Source organism: Fundidesulfovibrio soli (genome assembly GCF_022808695.1).
Lineage (GTDB): Bacteria > Desulfobacterota > Desulfovibrionia > Desulfovibrionales > Desulfovibrionaceae > Fundidesulfovibrio > Fundidesulfovibrio soli.
Genome location: NZ_JAKZKW010000001.1, coordinates 178,814 through 191,771, shown reverse-complemented (window position 1 = coordinate 191,771; position 12,958 = coordinate 178,814). Strand labels below are relative to the sequence as shown.

Here is a 12,958-nt window from a genome sequence, read left to right as displayed (position 1 = left end):
CGCCGCCCTAGGAGAAGCACATGCCCCCGATACCCGACGAGATATACGCCATGATCCTGGAAAACAGCCACGGAGTGCTGGCCACCAGCTTTCAGGACGTCCCGCACGCCTCGCTGATGGCCTACACGGTGCAGGCGAATCTGGAATACATTCATATGGCCACTTCCGCCAGAACAAGGAAATGGGCCAATCTGCTGGCCAACCCCAGAATGGCCCTGCTCCTCGATGACCGGGGCGAAAGCGCCGGAGGCCCCACCAAGGCGCTGACGATCGGCGGCGACCAGGTGAACGTGGCCGGACAGGCCGAGCAGGATGAAATCGTGGGCGCCCTGCTCGCCCGGCACCCGCATCTGGAGGGCCTGCTCTCCCTGGAAGACATACGGATAATCAGGCTCAAGCCTCGCTGGTGCGTGTTTCTCCAGGATCCGGAGCATTCGGTTTTCATGAACTTTTAAAAAATTCGGATTTGTACTTGACGGGAGGAGGGTGTTTCTTTAGAACGCCTTTCTCGACGACGCGCCCGTAGCTCAGCGGATAGAGCGCCGGACTACGAATCCGTAGGCCGCAGGTTCAAATCCTGCCGGGCGCACCAAGAAATCAGGGACTTAGGTAACAGCCTAGGTCCCTTTTTCTTGTTCAACCCTCAAGTTGTCCAACCGTTATCCAACCTTAGCCGTGTGCTTGAGGGCCAAAGCAGGAAAAGTCGCCGTCTTGCATGTGCGGTGTTCAGCCTCCTGGTGGTTCGGACCACAACGCCCTACTCCTTAAGAGCATGGCGTGGTGCCCACCCAGTGGCCTTTGAAAAAATGTGAGGATCTGAAAAAAAATCTTGCCAGGAGGCGAGAACGCGCCTAAATGATTTTTTCGCGATGAGGCATCTCAGTCGCGTCAATGAATCCCTCCCATAAGCGCACGGCACATGCCCGCGCAAAGAGTCGGTCTCAAACAAGGCCGCAATTCCCCTGAAGACATCCCCATAGGCGCACGGCACATGCCCGCGCAGAGAGTCGGCCCGGCAACGGGTACCGCAATCCCTTCTTGATCTCCCCTAGCGACATCATTTCCCAGCGGCCGCACATGCGTCCGATTTCGAACCGCAGCTAGCTCCAGCTGCATGGAGGGCATCATGGCCCTTTTCGAACTCGGCAACGGGGGGCTTCCCCTCGTCATCGCCCGCAACCAGGTCGGCAAGCTGACCGGCGGTGCGCTCTCTCCCAAGACGCTGGCCAACCTCGACTCCCTTGGCCTTGGTCCGAGAACTCGGATCAAGCTGGGTCGTCGCGTGGCCTACCCAACTCCGGTTCTCCTTGAGTGGCTTGAGGCGCGCTCTACCACGATCGCCGCTCAGCCCTCCTGGGAACTGTAATGGTCATCGGGTCGAAACTGATCCCGGTGACCCTGACCCAAGTCCTTAAGCCGGGCTTCAAGAACAGGAGAGTTTCAAATGAACGGTCAAGATAAGCTTTACAGCAGTGTTGCGGCCACGCCTCCCACTCCCTCCACCACGGAGCAAATTAAAGCTGCCCCCTCTCTGATGGAGGCAATCCTCAACACCGGCAGGAACGCTGCCGACATCGCCAAGGACGTTCCGCTTACCTCGGAACAGAAGTACCGCGAGTTCTTCAAGGCCGGTCTCATCAAGATGGAAGGCGACTTGGTCGCATGCCGCCAGGTCGTCATCCAGGCCTGTAAAGCCGTAAGCGGTTTGGAAGCCATCGTCGCGCGTAAGCACGGCACGTTGAACAAGACGGCCCGCTACATCGCCAAAACCCCGGTAAGGCCTCACGTCGAGGCCGCAATCCGCCGCCAGGACAAAAAGATCAAGGGCGGTAACTTCCACGTTCATGACTGGCCCACCTTCGACGAGACGGTCCTGTCCGATATCACCAAGGACATGCTGGCCGAACCGGACCTTTACGTGCTGGTCCTCGAAGACGACGCCAACGGTGAACTGGCAGCCGAGAAAAACGCCGTGTTGATGGACAAGCTGAACGAAGCTGCCGTGGAACACGACGTCACCGTCTTCCTCGTGAACTCGCTTGCACCGCGCCCCGCAGGTGGCGGTCTCATTACGATTGCACAGATGCCGGATCGCAACGTCCATACCGTCACCATCGAACAAGAGGGTCGCCACAACCTGGAAGTTTACCTCCAATTGGAAGGCGGTGCCAGGCTTCGCGCTACTCCGGAGGTGGTCACTGACCTCAAGGTACTGGAGTACCTCAAAGCCGAAGGCGGAGCCGAGGTGAAGATGTCCGCGATCTGCGAGCGTTTCAGCATCTCCAACCCGGCGGCAAACGCTATCGTCAAACGTCTCATCGCTAACGGCAAGGTCACACAGGTTAGGCGCGCTCACTACGCGACTGCCTAGCCGAGGACTGTAACATGGGGGGCAGGCCAATAGGCCGCCCCCTACTCCAGAGGGATGGACATGGTCGGATGCCTCCAAGGTGTTGTCGAGCGTTTTCAGTGCGTTATGCCCAGAACGGGACGCACGGGACACGTTTTGCGAGTCTTCCAGGAAATTTCATGTCCGCTCTTTCCAACGTCGCTCCTCTCTACGCCGAAGGCTTGGCTGGGGGGAGCACCAACGAACCAACAACTGCCGAGGTACAATATGGCTTCGAAAATCGACTGGACCGACGAGGTCTGGAACCCTGTCACCGGATGCACCCCGATCAGCACCGGTTGTGCTCGCTGCTACGCCAAGGGCTACGCCGCACGCCTCCACGGGGCTGGCATCTCGAAATACGCCAACGGTTTCAACGTGACCTGCCATCCCGGCCTGCTCAACATGCCCAGCAAGTGGAAGGTGCCAAAACGCGTTTTCGTCAACTCCATGAGCGACCTGTTCCATGCCCAGGTGCCGGATCAGTATATTCTGGACGTTTTCGCGGCAATTGGCCGCTATCCGCACCTTACTTTCCAGGTGCTCACGAAGCGAGCGCAAAGGCTCATAAGTATCAACAACAAGCTCACTTGGCACCCGAACATCTGGATGGGCGTCACGGTCGAAGAAGACGCCTACGCAGATCGCGTTGAGTTGCTCAAGCAGACCGGCGCTCAGGTGAAATTCGTGTCCGTGGAGCCGCTCATCGCCCCGGTACCGTCCTTGGACGTCCGTGGTCTGGATTGGGTCATCGTTGGTGGAGAGAAGGCCGTAGGCGCTCGCCCCATGCTTGCCGAGTGGGTCATGCCCATCAAAGAGGCAGCCAGGGTCTCGGGTATCCCTTTCTTCTTCAAACAGTGGGGCTCCAAGAACACCCCGTTCCACAGCAACATGTTTGACGGTGACGTCTGGCACCAGTTCCCCGGCTAAACGGTCATCAACCGAGGGCGGTCGGCGTGGCCGCCCTCACAACCCTGCTCAACGGAGGAAGCCATGAGCAAAGAAACGAATGACATCGCTGCAAGCTCGCCCGCAGCATCTGAAGTTATTCAGAAGGCTTGCGTTCCTGACAAGGTGACCCATCCGCTCACCGACCTGGGCAACGCAGACCTTTTCGCCGAGATGTTCAAGGACGAGGTCCACTACGTCCCGGAACTCGACCGATGGATTGTCTGGACCAAAGGCAAGTGGAGCGCATCAAAAGGCGAGCTGATGGGCCGAGTACGCCGACTGCTGGAGGAGAGACGCGCGGAGTCGAACTACCCCGGCAACCTCGTTACCATTTACGGAGAGGACGTCGGCAAGAAGGACGCCAAGAAGTGGCTTGCGAAGTCCCAGAGCAAGTCCCGCATCGACGCCATGCTGGAATTGGCCAAGGTGGACCCGAAGATCAGTGTCTCCCAAGATGAGCTCGACAACAATCCGTACCTGCTGGGCGTACAAAACGGCACCCTCGACTTGGTGACCGGCATCCGCCGTCCAAGCACCCCTGAAGACCTGATCACCCAGTATGTCCGCGTGAAGTATGATCCCGAGGCCACGTGTCCGGGCTGGGAAAAGTTCATCGACCAAGTGACGTGCGGCCAGAAAGACCTCGCCAACTACATCCAGGAAAATCTTGGCTACGCCCTATCCGGCTCCGTCCAAGAACAGCAGATGATCGTGTTCACCGGCAAGGGGAAGAACGGCAAGTCCACGCTCGTGGACGTCATCCTGGAGGTCATGGGCGACTACGGCAAGACCACTCCGGCTCATACCCTTATGAAATCCGAATCAAGGGCCATCCGCAACGACATTGCACGTTTGCGTGGAGCTAGGTTCGTTTCGGCGGTGGAGATCAATACCGGGAAGCACCTGGATGAGGCCCTGGTAAAACGCTTGACCGGCGGCGACAAAATGACTGCCCGCTTTATTGGTCGTGAATACTTCGAGTTCGTCCCCCAGGCGAAGTTCTTCCTGGCGGTCAATACCCTCCCGGAGGTCAGTGGTGCGGACGACGGCATCTACCGGCGCATCAGGATCATTCCCTTCGACCTTTCCGTGAGCGAGGACGAGGTCAACAAAGGCTTGGCCGAAGAGTTGAAACAGGAGAAAGCCGGAATTCTCGCCTGGGCTGTCCGAGGTTTCAAACACTGGCACGCCAATGGGAAGCTTACTGAACCTGCATGCGTCCGTGACGCTTCCCGCGACTTCCGTTCCGTCATGGACACCATAGGCAGCTTTATCGAGGACGAATGCGAGCGGGACAAGTCCAAACGCGTCCCCAAAGGCCTGCTCTTCTCCGAATACCAGAAGTGGGCCAGCAGGGCCTGCATCGAACCTGTCTCGATGAAAAAGTTCGGTATCCTGATCCGCCAGCAGGGCTTCAAGGAGCAAAAATCAGACGGCATCCGTTTCTGGCAAGGAATAACATGCCTTGAACTAACCTCCCAGCCAACGTCCGTTTCTCCGTCGACTTCGTCGCAACAGGATCCGTCAACAGGCCCGGTGCAATAGTGACAACCCATCACACCGGCATCTGGCCGGACCAATAGGAGAACAGGATGTCCGAGGACCTGCAAGCACGCACCGAGAGCGTGCCCCCCATCAACGAGACGACCGTGCCTGCCCATGTTTTCCAGGGCCTGGTTCGGACGCTCAAATGCATGGCCGCCATTTCCGGCCCCGTGATCAAGATCGAGGATAAAATAGTATCGACCTCGTTTAGAGGCGGCATAGCCATAGCCGATATGACCGGGCTCAATTTTAGCACGGTCCCGATGACCATATATCGAAATGAGAAGGCATTCAAAGAACTGGACCGCCTCGTCGGAGGCACGAAGGTCCGCATCCATTATAGAGAAAGCGACGAATCATATTATGCTGACAACGGCCACCTGGAACTCCCGGTTGGCCAGAAGTGTCATGCGGTCATAAGCCATCCCCACACCCAGTATCTGGATGTCAAAGGCGAGCCCATCACGGGCCTTAAACCCTCCTTGATCACCAAGCACATCGGAAACGCCTCGGACATCGTCCTTGGGCTCTGTGAAGGGCAAATCGACCACATCTGCTCCGGAGTGGGAACTCCCCTGCGCCTGAGGCCAGCGGTGGGAGGAGTGGCCAGGCAAGGCAATGCTGACCTCCTTCTCATGGTCAGGCAGTGCCTCGTGGCGCTCAAGAGCAACCCAACCTCCTTCACGTTGCACGCGGGCAAGCTCGGCGAGGAGTGGTTCGTGGAACTCAAGGGTAGGCTCGGCCACAAAATGCACCTGCTCGTTCGGGAGAAGGCCGTCGTCCTTTAACGCTCACAGGGGCGGGTCCAAGAGGCCCGCCCTTTCGATTATAGGAGTTCTCCGTGAAATATCTCCACGTAGCCACCAAGAGCTACAAAACAAGTCTAGCTTACGACCAAGCCATCATGCGGCAAACGGGAAGCTGCCTGTATTCCCTCATCGAGGGTCTCCGGCAGGAATATTTCGGGCTCCATACGCTTGACAGGGTCCTGGAAAACATCCGGGACTACAAGACCAAGTGCGTGCTCCCCGTTAGAGGAAGCCTATTTACCGATTCAGGTGGCTACTCGATCATCAAGGGCGACGTGCATCCGACCGACATCCCCAGGTTCATCGAGTGCTATGGCGAGTACCTGGCTGACGAACGTGACGTCTACGAGTACATCTTCTCGCTGGATATCCCCTTGAGCCTGAAACACGATGAGTTGAACAACAAGGCTCTCATCTATGAGTTGAACCGGCAAAGCCTGATGGATGCGAAAGTGAGCATGGAGGCTTACCCAGCTATCCGGGAAAAGTACTATTTCGTTTGGCAGTTCAAAATCCTGGCTCAGTATGAAATCTGGTGCCGCTTGTTCACGGAATTGGGATTGGGGCAGATGACCCGAAACCACGCACTTGGCGGCATGGTCGGGCTTCGCGGGGCGACGGGGATCACGTACAGCCCTTTCATCCAGATGGCCTTCAAGTGCTTGCACGAGTGGAAGGCCGGAGGTCTGGGTGGAGAGTTCCGCCTCCATTTCCTGGGCATCCACTCCCCGTGCGACAGATTCCAAATCGCGCTGCTGGAAAAGCTGTTTAGACGCTACCTGGTCGAAGGCGAATCCGTGGCCATGAGCTACGACTCAGTCCACCCTGTACAGGCCGCACGCGTCAAGAAAGACCTTCAATTCTTCTCCAAGGAGCCTGGAGGCCTTCAGGTCTACTCCAAGGCCGCCGATGTCCCCAGGGCGACTCTGGAGGCCATCTACCATACCCAGGAACTTCAGGAGGCGCTCGATGAGGCCCTGCGGGACAGGGCCAAAGGAGAGCCGGTCCAGAATACGAACATCTTCACCCCATTGAGCATCTTCAGCCACAAATGCCTCGACGCCTTTTTCGAGGAGGTGATCGACAACGCTGGACTGGTCGACATGCTCATCAACGAAGACAGTCGCGTCAGTTTCACCATGTGGACGTCGCAGTTGCTCAAAACCTGGAAGGGGGCTCACCCCGAAGTCTTCAAGGACAGCATGGTCGAGGCTTTGAGTAAAAATCTGGATATGACCTTCGAGATGCACCTTTGGAAGCAAAACGGTGTTTGCCCTGCAAAGTTGGACCAACTGGTCAGAAGGTCGATTCTAAACCTCAGGTTCCCGTTCAACCTGGAGTAGCTTAGCTCGCAGGGGCGATCACCTAGTCGCCCCTGCGATTATCTCCACGTTATCCAACACTCTCTCGCATCAGGCAGTGATTTCAATCTCCCCAAAATTGTGTTTCCATTTTCATAAAAAAATAGTCCTATTGAAAATGAAAAAAGGAGGCCCCTGTAAAACGGTCAAGGCATAACAATTCAAACATTATAACAAGCAAGGATTTAAGATGGGAAAAGACAACAATGCAACCTGCGCACTGGATTTGTTCGTAAACATGGGCGACAATTACGTAAACAAAATTGACAACAATAAACAGATTGTAAAGATTTGTGTCGTCTGTGGACTCCCACTAGAACTGTCAGAAGAAGAGTCTTGGAAAACAATGCACCAAGCATGTTGGATAAAACAGGAGCTTCCGAAACGCGAACAAAGACCAATCGTGGACAAAAGACCAAGAAATGATCTCGGCGAACCACTTTGCGAAAGATGTGGAGAGCCGCTTGACATGGAAGACCCAAATACAAAGATTCATTGGGTGACTATGCACAAACATTGTTTTGCAAAACACAAAAAAGAAGAGAAAGAAAGTAATGCTAAATCTTGATGAGCTATTAAAGAATGCTCCCGAAGATAAATGTGATGGCAAAGAAAAAACTCAAAGCACAACAGCAAAAACAACAAAAGATAAGACACAAAAAGGAAATCACGAGCTACTAAACAGAATATGCGCCGCATACAAATATATTAAAGACGAAAACGGAAAACCATATGCTGAGGTAATTGATCCACACGGCAAGTCGACGATAATTGAGGTTCAAAGTGAAGACTTCCTTAACAACCTAAAGAACGACTTTGTCCTGAAACACGGCAAATTTCCGCAAATAACTGAGATCAAAAACGTAGCGGACTTATTCCACTATAGCGTAAAAACATCTGAAAGCACCGAAACACTTTGTCTTAGATTCGGCGAAAAGAACACCGAAAACTACATTGACTTGAACAATAGCAGAAACGAATCAGTCTTTATATGGAACAATGGCTGGGCAATCACAACGAATCCAGGCGTAAAGTTTAAGCGCACCGGTCAACAGAAAGAGCTTTGTCGTCCTGCTGACAGTGACGATGGCGATTTCAAACTGATTCTCAAGTACTTACGCTTCAAGAACAAGACTCAAGAGATGCTGACACTGGCAACAATCTGTTCGCTCGTCAGGACAGACATCATCCGCCCCATCCTTTGTTTCGTTGGTCCTCCAGGCAGCGCAAAAACGACTAACGCCAAGATAATACGTTCGTTGCTGGACCCACGTGAACCATCGATGAACAGCACTATGAAAAATGCCAAGGACCTAGCCCTGGTCTTCAGCCAGAACGCCATCCCGTTCTTCGACAACCAACCGAAGATCAGTCGCGAGATGTCCGACATGCTCTGCACTGCCGTAACTGGCGCGGGATTCGAGAACAGAAGCCTGTATACGAATGGCGACCTCCATCACCTCTCCTACAGACGAGGTGTCCTCATGACAGCGCTTGAACTCCCAAGCCTCATGCCGGACTTCCTCGATCGCTGCGTCCACATCGAACTTGATAAGATACCGCAAACTGACAGACGCTCGGATCAGGACATGTGGGAGGAGTTCGAGGAAGACAAGCCGAACATCTTCGCCGGTATGCTGAACACAATCGCAAGGGCAAAACTGTGGGAACCTTACTTGAACATGTACATGAAGCCACGACTCGCTGATTTCGCAAGGTTTGGAGCTTGCGTAGCCAGCGTTCTTGGTTATTCAGAAAACGACTTTGTCCGTGAATTGCTCAGAAACGTAGAGGATGAAAAACAGCGTGAACTGATCATTAACGATCCGATCTCAATGGCTATCGTATCGATGGTAGACGAGAACGGAGACTTTGAAGGAACGACAGATTCACTGGCAAATGCTTTGAACAGATACATTGTCAATCCGAGTCAGAAGATATCAGCTGTCACACTAGGAAAGAATCTTAAACGTATTGCCAGTCACATGTCTGTCGCTGGAATAACAATTGAAAAGCTGAAACGTTCAAACGAAGGTTCTCGTTGTAGAATAACAAAATGTGCTCAGAGTTCCGTTGTTATCACAGAATCTGACAAACATTATGCGTCACTGTCTCAAGATAGTTTGACTACTCACAGAGACTGTGAGCTGTCTAAAGAAAACTTGTTTGTATGATTACAAAAGTGTTGAGTGAATACGAAAGATGAAGATAGGTTCGAGTCTAATACGGCGGGGTGACACTTGGGGTCACCCCGTCACTTTTATCCTGTCAATCTGTCGCCGATAACACGTTGTAATGGTTGAGCAATTTCAAAAAGTGACGGTTTGACAGTTGAAACAAGGAAATTCATTTTACTTTGTACTATTACTGCTTTAATAAGTATAATAGAGTACTATAGGTAGTATAACAATAGAAAGTAGTCATGAAACAGGAATTCTTCTGTCAATCCGTCACTTTTTGTATTCTCTAACAATAGCAATTGTTTACGGGTGACAGATGGGTTTCCCATTCCATCACTCGTTTTGCCAACCGTCACTGTCATCAGGTCAGATCTAGACTTTCGTGTTTACCTTACGATAGAAAAGATCAGTGACAACTGTGACACTTTGCAAACGTGAAAAATCATGCGCAAGATATCTGAACGACTGAAAGCAGACAAACCTTGGGCCATCCTTGGTATCAGTCGTAAGCAATATGAATCTGCGAAGCCTTGGAAGAAATCAAACTTGTCGAGAGGAACGTTTGAAAGCATTCAACACTCTTGCCCCACAACATTGTCCAAGACATGTAACTGCATGCTTCTGTTGACTATTTGACCAATCAAATATTGGAACCATTCAAGTGAAGCTTGTTAGCTAATTCATTTGAAATAAATCATATGAACTCTGCGAGCATGATATCAGATAGATTGCTTTCAAAGATATGTTCAAAACATCGTCTGAATCTGAAAGGTGTTCACGGTCTAAGACATTGGGCTCGAGTCCGAGAGTTTGGCTTGGCACTATCACAGAAGACAGGTGCTGATCCTGTCGTCGTCGAGCTTTTCGCAGTCTTTCATGACTCCCAACGCTACAATGATTGGCGCGACCCTGATCACGGCCCGCGTGGTGCCGAGTTGGCCAGATCACTCCACGGTGAGTATCTTGAAATCGAATCATCCCAGTTAGACCTGCTCTGCCGCGCCTGCGAGGGTCATACCCATGGGACTATGAAAGTAAGTGCGCGCTAGCGTCGAGAAATGCAGAAAAAGCATTCGTGACAAGTTAGCTTGATGCATTTAGTTTGTGCAAGTTTTCAAAATATATATAGTGATCCTTGTCCAAGTAAGCGACGCCGTTAAACGGCGTGCCATTGATTTTTAGTTCAAGTATTGGCCTGAGTGATGGATCTAAAATAAGATTCAAGGCAAGAGATGATGGCAGGTCGATGTTCTGCATGTAATAAACGGGTGCAGCTTCAAAATACTCATGATCCATTCGCACCACATCGGCATTTCGAAGTGTTCTTAACAGTTCCCGCGAGTAGAATGGCATACTTACTGGCCCTGAATCATATGTTATAACTGCGCTTGCACAAAAGTATTCTTTGTCTTCGTAGACGCCATTGATTCTTATGTGAAATATATTTCCAAGATTTGGAATAAGCCAGTCCGGATGTGTAATTTTTTGCTTTTCCACTTTTATATCTGTTGGCAATTCCATGTTAACTCCATGTCCTGGGTGAGGCAAAAGTGTTTGACTACAAATGCTCCTTCAATGCGCCATGGTCTTTCAGAAAGCTTTACTATCTTTTTAACTCTTCCAATAGCGTGAATATTCGTGGGAAAATTTCTGACTTGGAGTATTTGTGGGAGTGCTTAAGCGACAACATACTCCAAGTTGAAAAATTAGTGATCGCTTGTTGCCCTAGGCCTGCTAAACCCCACAAAGGCAAGTCGATGACCGAAGAGCAAATAGTTTTCAAACAAGCATGCCTTGGTGGCGGAAATCTTCATTCTTGGCTCAAGTGGTGGTCATACGGGTGGTTATTGGCAGAATACGGAGAGACGCCAATATTTGAGTACACCATGCGAAGCTATGGTCGTGCTGATATTTTTTGTCCAGTAAACAAAATCATTGTGGAATGCGGCGACACTGCGTCAGCAAAAGTAAATGTTAGCTTGTCTGGAGATTTGGCAGAGAGTTTCGTCATAGTGCCTTACCAGTCTTCAATTATTGAAAACTACGCAATGGCAAATCCTTGCAGAACACTAGTTGCGTTTATTTTTAGCAAAAACAACAACATTTAATGAATTACATATGTTTTTGCATGCGCCTTACATCCAAGTGCTGGTACTTTTTATGAGAAACCATCACCTCAATTGATCCATCTTGCGACTTGCGATAGTATAGCCGACCACCACGACTGTCACCCGTCTGGAATTTTAGCCTGAGCCAGCCTTCGACGCCTTCCATTCGTTTGCTTTTGGTAATTTCAGGCGAGTTGTTTAGTTGCGACAAAAGTTCTACAACTCTTTTCTTGTCCAAGACTTCATTGGCAATATATGAGACAGAACCTCGCGTAAGACGTATGCTTGGAAAGGCGGAAGTTATTACTTCGCTGAAAATATTCTCGTAGCTATTTTTTTTGATTGGATTGCAGCCTTGCGACAACTTGACGTCAGAACTGTTCTCAAGGCCGCATGTCCGCATTAATTGAGCATCAAGGTGGAGTAATTGATTGCGAAGGGCTAATATTTCATTGTCTTTTTGGTCTAAAAGGAACTGAAGTTCGTCTTTTTCTTCTCCAATTTTTGCAACAGTACACAGATGTCTGTTTATATTTTCTCCGGCCTCATCAAGTAATTTTTCATATTCATTTATGTTTTCATTCCCACTGCGCCCGAAGTCAGCTACGGCTTCTTTTAAGGCGATGAAACTCCGTGAATACTCTCTGAGTCTTGCGTATAGATCAAGTACCTTTTCTCTTGACTTGGCTAATTCTTCCTGAATTATTTGAATCGTAATGTTGTTCTTATCGAGCGACTCAACAAGCTTTTCTTTTTCTGTCTCATTCCGCTTGTTAATTTCATCGTGACTATGTATTATGTTTAGCAGTCTTTGAACTTCTTTTCGAAGTATGCGGACTTTTGAAGCATCATCGTGATCCGCTTCAAACTCGTTGAAAATGCTATTCGCTGCAGAGCTTTGATTCCCGGTATGAAGTGAAACATTTGCCTGTGGCAGTCGTGAATGCGACGGGAGGTCGATCACGGGAAGTACGCTTTTAAGCTTCTCTCTGATGCCATGGAGAGCCTTGCTGCTTCTGCTTGAATCAATTCTTATAAAAAATTTATATTTGTTTCCGTCGTGCCCAGGCCTTGCGCTTTCACCGCTATGCAGAACAGTTATGCCAGTTTTCTTAATTTCTAAAATATATTTTTTAAGATCAAGGTCTTTGCAATTTATCAAAACATACGTGTAGTAGCCTTCGGCATCAAGAATCCACGTATTAATGTTAGCAACGGGCCAGTCTTCGTGCTCAAAACTGTCTGTGCAAAATTCATCCTCATTGTCTCTGTCTGGTCCTCCGAGATAGTCTTCCCAATATTCACTGTCTTTGTCGTCAAGTTCGTCAGAATAAATGCTCATGTTGCCTGCCATTCCTATGCTGTGTGCTTTGTTATAGCCGAAAGAATATTGTATTTAAACAGGCCGAGGCCAAGTCTGGCATTAACCTGTATTTGTGCAAAACGACCAAGCGTGGTCTGATTATTCTTGATCCTTGTAATATCAAAAGAAATTTGCAAGAATAATAAGTAGGAGCTTGCCGGAAGTCTTCGGCCAACGTCAAGCAAACACTTCACCAAATTCAATTAATTTACCTACATTTTGTCTTTATTAAGCTAAAAAGAACCCCGCGAC

The 12,958-nt window shown here is 50.5% G+C and carries 12 protein-coding genes and 1 tRNA gene; 11 read left to right on the top strand and 2 right to left on the bottom strand.

Annotated elements, in window-relative coordinates; translation table 11 throughout:
- The first annotated feature begins 20 nt into the window (after positions 1 to 20).
- From MLE18_RS00915 to MLE18_RS00870, 10 genes are all read left to right on the top strand, one after another.
- Positions 21 to 455 (top strand): pyridoxamine 5'-phosphate oxidase family protein, encoded by a 435-nt coding sequence (locus tag MLE18_RS00915; RefSeq protein ID WP_243366467.1) that lies wholly within the window; start codon positions 21 to 23, stop codon positions 453 to 455.
- A 61-nt stretch (positions 456 to 516) separates the two neighbouring features.
- A tRNA-Arg gene (locus tag MLE18_RS00910) sits at positions 517 to 592 on the top strand.
- A gap of 534 nt (positions 593 to 1,126) precedes the next feature.
- The gene (locus tag MLE18_RS00905) at positions 1,127 to 1,366 is read left to right on the top strand and encodes a hypothetical protein (RefSeq protein ID WP_243366465.1); all 240 of its coding nucleotides are present in this window, start codon (positions 1,127 to 1,129) and stop codon (positions 1,364 to 1,366) included.
- A 78-nt stretch (positions 1,367 to 1,444) separates the two neighbouring features.
- On the top strand, positions 1,445 to 2,371 hold the full coding sequence (locus MLE18_RS00900) for a winged helix-turn-helix domain-containing protein (RefSeq protein ID WP_243366463.1): 927 nt from the start codon (positions 1,445 to 1,447) through the stop codon (positions 2,369 to 2,371).
- Between the two features lie 246 nt (positions 2,372 to 2,617).
- On the top strand, positions 2,618 to 3,319 hold the full coding sequence (locus MLE18_RS00895) for a DUF5131 family protein (RefSeq protein WP_243366461.1): 702 nt from the start codon (positions 2,618 to 2,620) through the stop codon (positions 3,317 to 3,319).
- Between the two features lie 63 nt (positions 3,320 to 3,382).
- Entirely contained in the window at positions 3,383 to 4,885 is a 1,503-nt protein-coding gene (locus tag MLE18_RS00890; RefSeq protein ID WP_243366459.1) for a DNA primase family protein, read from the top strand.
- 47 nt (positions 4,886 to 4,932) lie between these two features.
- The gene (locus MLE18_RS00885) at positions 4,933 to 5,673 is read left to right on the top strand and encodes a hypothetical protein (RefSeq protein ID WP_243366457.1); all 741 of its coding nucleotides are present in this window, start codon (positions 4,933 to 4,935) and stop codon (positions 5,671 to 5,673) included.
- 53 nt (positions 5,674 to 5,726) lie between these two features.
- Positions 5,727 to 7,037 (top strand): hypothetical protein, encoded by a 1,311-nt coding sequence (locus MLE18_RS00880; protein ID WP_243366455.1) that lies wholly within the window; start codon positions 5,727 to 5,729, stop codon positions 7,035 to 7,037.
- 208 nt (positions 7,038 to 7,245) lie between these two features.
- Complete coding sequence (locus MLE18_RS00875; protein ID WP_243366453.1) at positions 7,246 to 7,623, top strand: hypothetical protein; 378 nt, start codon at positions 7,246 to 7,248, stop codon at positions 7,621 to 7,623.
- Complete coding sequence (locus MLE18_RS00870; protein WP_243366451.1) at positions 7,610 to 9,229, top strand: hypothetical protein; 1,620 nt, start codon at positions 7,610 to 7,612, stop codon at positions 9,227 to 9,229. The genes MLE18_RS00875 and MLE18_RS00870 overlap by 14 nt, the downstream gene beginning before the upstream one ends.
- Positions 9,230 to 10,318: 1,089 nt before the next feature.
- On the opposite strand, the gene MLE18_RS00865 is transcribed toward MLE18_RS00870, so the two are convergent.
- Positions 10,319 to 10,756, bottom strand: a complete 438-nt coding sequence (locus MLE18_RS00865) for a hypothetical protein (RefSeq protein WP_243366449.1) — start codon at positions 10,754 to 10,756, stop codon at positions 10,319 to 10,321.
- A 29-nt stretch (positions 10,757 to 10,785) separates the two neighbouring features.
- Here MLE18_RS00865 and MLE18_RS00860 point away from each other — a divergent pair, with 29 nt between their 5' ends.
- On the top strand, positions 10,786 to 11,343 hold the full coding sequence (locus MLE18_RS00860) for a hypothetical protein (protein ID WP_243366447.1): 558 nt from the start codon (positions 10,786 to 10,788) through the stop codon (positions 11,341 to 11,343).
- A gap of 4 nt (positions 11,344 to 11,347) precedes the next feature.
- Here MLE18_RS00860 and MLE18_RS00855 read toward each other — a convergent pair whose 3' ends face one another.
- On the bottom strand, positions 11,348 to 12,685 hold the full coding sequence (locus MLE18_RS00855) for a hypothetical protein (protein WP_243366445.1): 1,338 nt from the start codon (positions 12,683 to 12,685) through the stop codon (positions 11,348 to 11,350).
- Positions 12,686 to 12,958: the final 273 nt, after the last annotated feature.